Raw genomic sequence first — 214 nt, 5'->3', positions numbered from 1 at the left:
AAGGGCAGGCTAGCACGGTTGGCCGTTGGTCAGATGATAGCCTCTATTCCGAAGAACACGTAACTTTTGAAGACGATCAGGGCGCTTACGATCAAAAAGACGCGGCCGGGTTCATCAAAATCAACGCACTGCGCTTGCGTCTGCTGGCCATGCGGAAACGCCGCAAAGGCTAGATCGCTAATTTATAGCCTGACAACTGCTCGTAAATTTCCAG

The 214-nt window shown here is 51.4% G+C and carries 1 pseudogene; it reads left to right on the top strand.

From position 1 onward, the window contains the following. A pseudogene (locus tag MRS74_RS23845) lies at positions 1-173 on the top strand (argininosuccinate synthase domain-containing protein); the annotation flags it as partial. Between the last annotated feature and the right edge of the window lie 41 nt (positions 174-214).

The sequence above is a fragment of the Marinobacterium sedimentorum genome, from assembly GCF_024267675.1.
GTDB lineage: Bacteria > Pseudomonadota > Gammaproteobacteria > Pseudomonadales > Balneatricaceae > Marinobacterium_A > Marinobacterium_A sedimentorum.
The sequence above is the reverse complement of the archived record's forward strand: the minus strand, read 5'-3'. Positions and strand labels throughout refer to the sequence as shown.